Origin of the sequence: Streptomyces sp. SM1 (assembly GCF_002910825.1) — a bacterium.
GTDB classification, from domain to species: Bacteria; Actinomycetota; Actinomycetes; order Streptomycetales; family Streptomycetaceae; genus Streptomyces; species Streptomyces okerensis.
Map to the genome: position 1 here is coordinate 1 of NZ_NEUB01000744.1, position 5934 is coordinate 5934.

The 5934-nt window shown below is 69.6% G+C and carries 7 protein-coding genes; 2 read left to right on the forward strand and 5 right to left on the reverse strand.

Annotated elements, in window-relative coordinates; translation table 11 throughout:
• On the forward strand, nt 1–1393 hold a 1393-nt coding region (gene ltrA / locus B9S61_RS22085), incomplete at its 5' end, for a group II intron reverse transcriptase/maturase (RefSeq protein WP_219819939.1).
• A 162-nt stretch (nt 1394–1555) separates the two neighbouring features.
• Entirely contained in the window at nt 1556–1885 is a 330-nt protein-coding gene (locus tag B9S61_RS22090) for a rhodanese-like domain-containing protein (protein ID WP_103543821.1), read from the forward strand.
• Nucleotides 1886–1912: 27 nt separating this feature from the next.
• On the opposite strand, the gene B9S61_RS22095 is transcribed toward B9S61_RS22090, so the two are convergent.
• From B9S61_RS22095 to paaA, 5 genes are read right to left on the reverse strand one after another with little or no spacing between them, the layout of a single operon-like run.
• Nucleotides 1913–2971 (reverse strand): 2Fe-2S iron-sulfur cluster-binding protein, encoded by a 1059-nt coding sequence (locus tag B9S61_RS22095; protein WP_103543822.1) that lies wholly within the window; start codon nt 2969–2971, stop codon nt 1913–1915.
• Nucleotides 2971–3507, reverse strand: a complete 537-nt coding sequence (gene paaD / locus B9S61_RS22100) for a 1,2-phenylacetyl-CoA epoxidase subunit PaaD (protein WP_103543823.1) — start codon at nt 3505–3507, stop codon at nt 2971–2973. Before paaD ends, B9S61_RS22095 begins: the two co-directional genes overlap by 1 nt.
• Nucleotides 3501–4238: a 1,2-phenylacetyl-CoA epoxidase subunit PaaC gene (gene paaC, locus B9S61_RS22105; protein ID WP_103543824.1), complete on the reverse strand. Its 738-nt coding sequence runs from the start codon at nt 4236–4238 to the stop codon at nt 3501–3503. The genes paaD and paaC overlap by 7 nt, the downstream gene beginning before the upstream one ends.
• A complete protein-coding gene (gene paaB / locus B9S61_RS22110) occupies nt 4235–4522 on the reverse strand; it encodes a 1,2-phenylacetyl-CoA epoxidase subunit PaaB (RefSeq protein ID WP_103543825.1) in 288 nt (95 codons plus the stop codon). The genes paaC and paaB overlap by 4 nt, the downstream gene beginning before the upstream one ends.
• The gene (gene paaA / locus B9S61_RS22115; protein WP_103543826.1) at nt 4519–5532 is read right to left on the reverse strand and encodes a 1,2-phenylacetyl-CoA epoxidase subunit PaaA; all 1014 of its coding nucleotides are present in this window, start codon (nt 5530–5532) and stop codon (nt 4519–4521) included. Before paaA ends, paaB begins: the two co-directional genes overlap by 4 nt.
• Nucleotides 5533–5934 lie beyond the last annotated feature (402 nt).

Consider the following 5934-nt stretch of genomic DNA (forward strand, 5'->3'; position numbering starts at 1 on the left):
CGCGCCGGGAGGAAAGGGCCCCTGCTTTGATCACGTCCGTAGCGAGGGTAAGCGCGAGGGCATGACCGGGACCGCCCGGTCCAACTTCCCCGACGGGCTTTGCCCCGTCGTGGTGGACGGACATGCGTCCGTGGCGAAAGTGCGGAAACTTCAACGCGGACTATGGACTGCGGCCAAGCAGTCGCCGGAGCGGCGGTTCCACGCCCTGTACGACCGTATCCACAGAGGTGATGTGCTGTGGGAGGCGTGGGAACGAGTTCGGGCTAATGGTGGAAGTGCCGGGGTGGATCGAGTCACTCTGGTATTCGTGGAGAAGGAGTATGGAGTTGGCCGCTTACTCGGTGAACTTCAGGCTTCTCTGCGTGCAGGTACGTATCGTCCCGCGCCCGCCAGGCGCGTGGATATTCCGAAACCGCAGGGCGGTGTGAGGCCACTTGGTATTCCTGCCGTTCGGGACAGGGTGGCTCAGCAGGCGGCGAAGATCGTGTTGGAGCCGGTATTCGAGGCGGACTTCCTTCCGTGCTCGTACGGATTCCGTCCGAAGCGGTCGGCGACGCAGGCGATGGAGCGACTTCGAGTCGGTTTCATCAAGAGGTGTCACTTTGTTGTCGAGTTCGACATCCGAAGCTTCTTCGACGAGATCGATCACGATCGGCTTCTCGTCGAGGTGGGGCGCCGGGTGTCGGATCGCAGGGTTCTCAAGCTGGTTCGTTTGTGGTTGCAGGCGGGTGTGATGGTGGATGGTGAGGTTCGGCGGACGGTTGCCGGTACACCTCAGGGCGGGGTGATCTCGCCCTTGCCGGCCAACATCTACCTGCATGTTCTGGACTCCGAGTTGACACGGCGAGGGGTTGGTGAACTGGTGCGGTACGCGGACGACGGAGTCGTCTTGTGCCGATCGGACCGCCAGGCCAGGGCTGCTCTGGAAGCGGTCGGGGAAATCCTCGGCTCGCTGAGGCTGCGACTGCTCCCGGATAAAACGAAGGTGGTTGACCTCAGGGAGGGCCGGGAAGGACTCGATTTCCTCGGCTGCCACTTCAGAGCCCAATTCTCGGGCAGGATGTGGGAGAAGTATGGCAAGATTTGCTTCTACCTGCATCGCTGGCCGTCGAAGGCGGCGATGAAGAGACTCCGGGACAAGGTCCGGGAACGGACTGACCGCCGCCGGTCGGGATGGGATATCCGTGATGTGATCGCGGACTTGAATCCAATCCTGCGCGGCTGGGGAAACTACTTTCGAACCGGGAATGCTGCCCGGAAGTTCCGGTCTGCTGACGAGTACGTGGTGTGGCGGCTCCGTAGATTGATGGTCAAGAAACGGGGATGCAACCTACGGCGTGGCCAGCGGCAGGAATGGGCGGAGGGGTGGTTTGCCGGGCACGGCCTGTATTGACTGCGTGGCACGATTCGCTATCCGAAGGCTGCGTAACCTAGTCAAGAAGATCATCGGTAAGCCGTGTGCGGGAAAACCGCACGCACGGATTGAAAGGGGAAAGGGGAATCGGGCCCGAAAAAGGCACCGCGCCCCGGACTACCAATGAGTTTTGGAGCTGGTGTGCCCACGGTCCAGGTCGCGGACCTCAAGGACGGCGATTTCCTGCTGGACGTCCGGGAGGACGGCGAGTGGAAGGCCGGTCACGCGGAAGGGGCGCTGCACCTTCCCGTCAGCGAGTTCGTGGCCCGCTACGGCGAGCTGACCGAGGCCGCGCCGCAGGACGGCCGGATCCATGTGATCTGCCGCTCCGGTGGACGGTCGGCCCAGGTCACGATGTATCTGGCCCAGCAGGGGATCGACGCCGTGAACGTGCACGGCGGCATGCAGGTGTGGGAGTCCGCCGGCCGCCCGGTCGTCACCGACGACGGGCAGCCGGGGCACGTCCTGTAGCGGAGTCCCGCCGTCTGCGGTGGAGCCCTACCGGTCGAAGTCCAGCTCGACCTGTTCCGTCACCGGATGCGACTGGCAGGCCAGGACGTAGCCCGCCTCCGTCTCCTCCGACTCCAGCGCGAAGTTGCGGTCCATCCGCACCTCGCCCGCGACGAGGAAGGCGCGGCAGGTCCCGCACACCCCGCCCTTGCAGGCGTACGGCGCGTCGGGCCGGTTGCGCAGCACCGTCTCCAGCAGGGACTCCCCGGACCGCACGGGCCAGGTGCCGCCGCGTCCGTCGAGCCGGGCGGTGACCGTGCTGTGGGCGGGGGCGGACACCGTGGCGGCAGGTGCCGTACCGGTGTCCACGTGGAAGATCTCCTGGTGGATGCGGGAGCGGGCGACCCTCAGCCCGCGCAGCGCCCGCTCGGCGCCTTCGACCAGTCCGTACGGCCCGCACAGGAACCAGCCGTCCACCTGATCCACCGGCAGCAGCGCCGGCAGCAGCCCGGTCAGCCGCTCCCGGTCCAGCCGGCCGGACGGCAGCCCCGCCTGCTGCTCCTCGCGGGAGAGCACCGTCACCAGCTGGAGCCGCTCCGGGTAGCGGTCCTTCAGATCGGCGACCTCCTCCAGGAACATCGTGGAGGCGGCCGTCCGGTCGCTGCGGATCAGGCAGAACCTGGCCTCCGGCTCGCGGGCGAGGAGGGTCGAGGCGATCGACAGGACCGGGGTGATCCCGCTGCCGCCGACGACCGCCGCGTACCGGCCGGGCGCGGGAGGGAGGGTGAAACGGCCGGCCGGGGTCATCACCTCCAGCTCGTCGCCGAGGTCGATCTCCTTGAGCGCGTAGGTGGAGAAGGCGCCGCCGTCGACCAGCCGCACGCCGACCCGGAGGGTGCTCGGGGCCTCGCCGTCGGGTGCGGGGGAGCAGATCGAGTAGGTGCGCCGTACCTCCTGGCCGTCGGCGGTGCGCCGCAGTGCCAGATGCTGGCCGGGGGCGTAGCGGTACTCCTCGCGCAGATGCGTGGGGACGGCGAGGGTGAGAGCGACGGAGTCGTCGGTGAGCCGGTCGACCGCGGCCACCCGGAGCCGGTGGAAGCGGGCCATCACAACTCCTTGAAGTGGTCGAACGGTTCACGGCAGGCCAGGCAGCGGCGCAGCGCCTTGCACGCGGTGGACGAGAAGCGGCTGAGCAGTTCGGTCTCGGCGGACCCGCAGTGCGGGCAGCGGACGGGGGCCGGTCCGTCGTCCGGCCGGGCGGTGCGGGTCGCCCCGAGCTCCACCCGCACCGGGCCGGAGGGGGCCGCCCCCACGCGTGGCGGGGCGATGCCGTACTCGCGCAGTTTGCGGCGTCCCTCGTCCGTGATGTCGTCGGTCGACCAGGCGGGCGCGAGCACCGTGCGCACCGTGACCTCGCGCACCCCGTGGTCGCGCAGCACCCGCTCTATGTCGTGGCTCATCGCCTCGATGGCCGGGCAGCCGGTGTAGGTCGGGGTCAGCTCGACCTCGACGGTGTCCTCCCCGCGTGCGTGCACCGCGCGCACGACGCCCAGCTCGCGCAGGGTCAGCACCGGCAGTTCGGGGTCGGGCACCGAACCGGCGAGTTCCAGGAGTTCCGCCTCCAGCGGGGTGACGGTCACCATGCCGCTCCCGGGTGGCTGCGGTGCAGGTGCTGCATCTCGGCGAGCATCCGGCCGAAGGGTTCGGTGTGCAGGCCCTGGCGGCCGGCGCCGGCCGCCCAGGCTCCCGTGCGGGGGCCGTCGGGGACCGTGAGCGTGGCCCTGCGCAGCACCTGGCCGGTCCACTCCAGCCAGGCCGCCTCCAGGGCCGGCCGGTCGGCGTCGACGCCGTCGACCGGCTGGAACATCTCGCCGGTGTAGCGCCACAGCGCGTCCACGGCCCGCTGCATCCGGGCATGGCTCTCGTCCGTGCCGTCCCCGAGGCGCAGCGTCCACTGCTCGGCGTGGTCGCGGTGGTAGGCGGTCTCCTTGACGGCCTTGCCGGCCAGCGGCGCGAACGGGCCGTCGCCCGCCGCCAGTTCCCCGTACAGGAGGTACTGGTGGGCCGAGAAGAACAACTGGCGGGCGATGGTGTGGGCGAAGTCGGTGTTGGGCTGCTCCACCAGCTGGAGGTTGCGGAAGGCGCGCTCCTCGCGGAGGAACGCCAGCTCGTCCTCGTCGCCGGCCATCGACAGCAGCACCCGGGCCTGGCCCAGCAGGTCCAGGGCGATGTTGGCGAGGGCGAGTTCCTCCTCCAGCACGGGTGCGTGGCCGGCCCACTCGCCGAGGCGGTGGGAGAGCACCAGCGCGTCGTCGCCGAGGGCGAGCGCGGCGGCCGTGCGGGCCGGGGTGTCCTCGGCGGGTGTCGTCGTCACAGGTGCTGCACCCCCTCGGGGATCTCGTAGAAGGTCGGGTGTCGGTAGGGCTTGTCGGCGGCCGGTTCGAAGAACGGGTCCTTCTCGTCCGGCGAGGAGGCGGTGATCGCGGACGACGGCACGACCCAGAGCGAGACGCCTTCGCCGCGCCGGGTGTACAGATCGCGGGCGTTGCGCAGGGCGAGCTCCGCGTCCGGGGCGTGCAGGCTGCCGGCGTGGGTGTGGGACAGTCCCCGGCGCGAGCGCACGAAGACCTCCCACAGGGGCCAGTCGGTGTGGGTCATGCGCGCGTAGCTCCTGTCTCGCTGTTCGTGTGCCTGGCCGCGTGGGCCGCTGCCGCCTCCCTGACCCAGGCGCCGTCCTCGTGGGCCCGCCTGCGCCGGGTCAGCCGCTCCTCGTTGCACGGGCCGTTGCCCTTGAGGACGTCCCAGAACTCCGTCCAGTCGATCGTGCCGAAGTCGTGGTGCCCGCGCTCCTCGTTCCACGTGAGGTCCGGGTCGGGGAGGGTGAGACCGAGGGACTCGGCCTGGGGGACGCAGATGTCGACGAAGCGCTGACGCAGTTCGTCGTTGGAGTGCCGCTTGATCTTCCAGGCCATCGACTGCGCGGAGTGCTGCGACTCGTCGTCGGGCGGGCCGAACATCATCAGCGACGGCCACCACCAGCGGTCCACCGCGTCCTGCGCCATCGCGTGCTGCTCCGGGGTGCCCTTGCTGAGAGCCAGCAGCAGCTCGTACCCCTGGCGCTGGTGGAAGGACTCCTCCTTGCAGACACGGACCATCGCACGCGCGTAGGGCCCGTAGGAGCAGCGGCACAGGGGGACCTGGTTGGTGATCGCCGCGCCGTCCACGAGCCAGCCGATCGCGCCGACGTCCGCCCAGGTCAGCGTCGGGTAGTTGAAGATCGAGGAGTACTTCTGGCGGCCGGAGTGCAGCTTGTCGAGCAGCTCTTCCCGGCTGACGCCGAGCGTCTCGGCGGCGCTGTAGAGGTACAGGCCGTGCCCGGCCTCGTCCTGGACCTTGGCCATCAGGATCGCCTTGCGGCGGAGGGAGGGCGCGCGCGTGATCCAGTTGGCCTCCGGCTGCATGCCGATGATCTCGGAGTGCGCGTGCTGTGCGATCTGCCGGACCAGCGTGGCCCGGTACGCGTCCGGCATCCAGTCGCGCGGCTCGATCCGCTCGTCGGCGGCGACGGCCGCGTCGAAGGCGCGCTGGTGGCCGGCGGTGTCGTCCGTGCCGGTCAGCGCGTCGAACGCCCTGCTGTCCGCCGTATCGCGGGCGGCTGCTGTCGCCATGAGGTCCCCCTCGACCTGGGTGCTTCGCGGAGCACGCTCCCGACCGATCGTTCGGTTCGTGCGATTCCATGGTGAGACGGGCACCGCGAGGTGTCAACCACTGTGGATAACCTGCGGGTGCCGCCCGTGGACGACGGCACCCGGACCGCACCTGTGGTGACGGCCACGCAACGGGTGGTCCGGGGGGACTGTGCCCGGGTGTCCGGTGCTGAGTACCGTTCCGTGCGGCACGGCGGGGTGGTGGTGCGGGTGGGACCCGGGGCGGGCGGCACGGGCTCCGCGGCCGGGGCGGAAGCGGTGACGGACCGGGATCGGTGGATCGGGGCGGAATGAACGCGTACGACAAGGGCTCGCCGATGACGTATGTCTCGACGATCCCGCACACCGGCACGTTCCGCATGT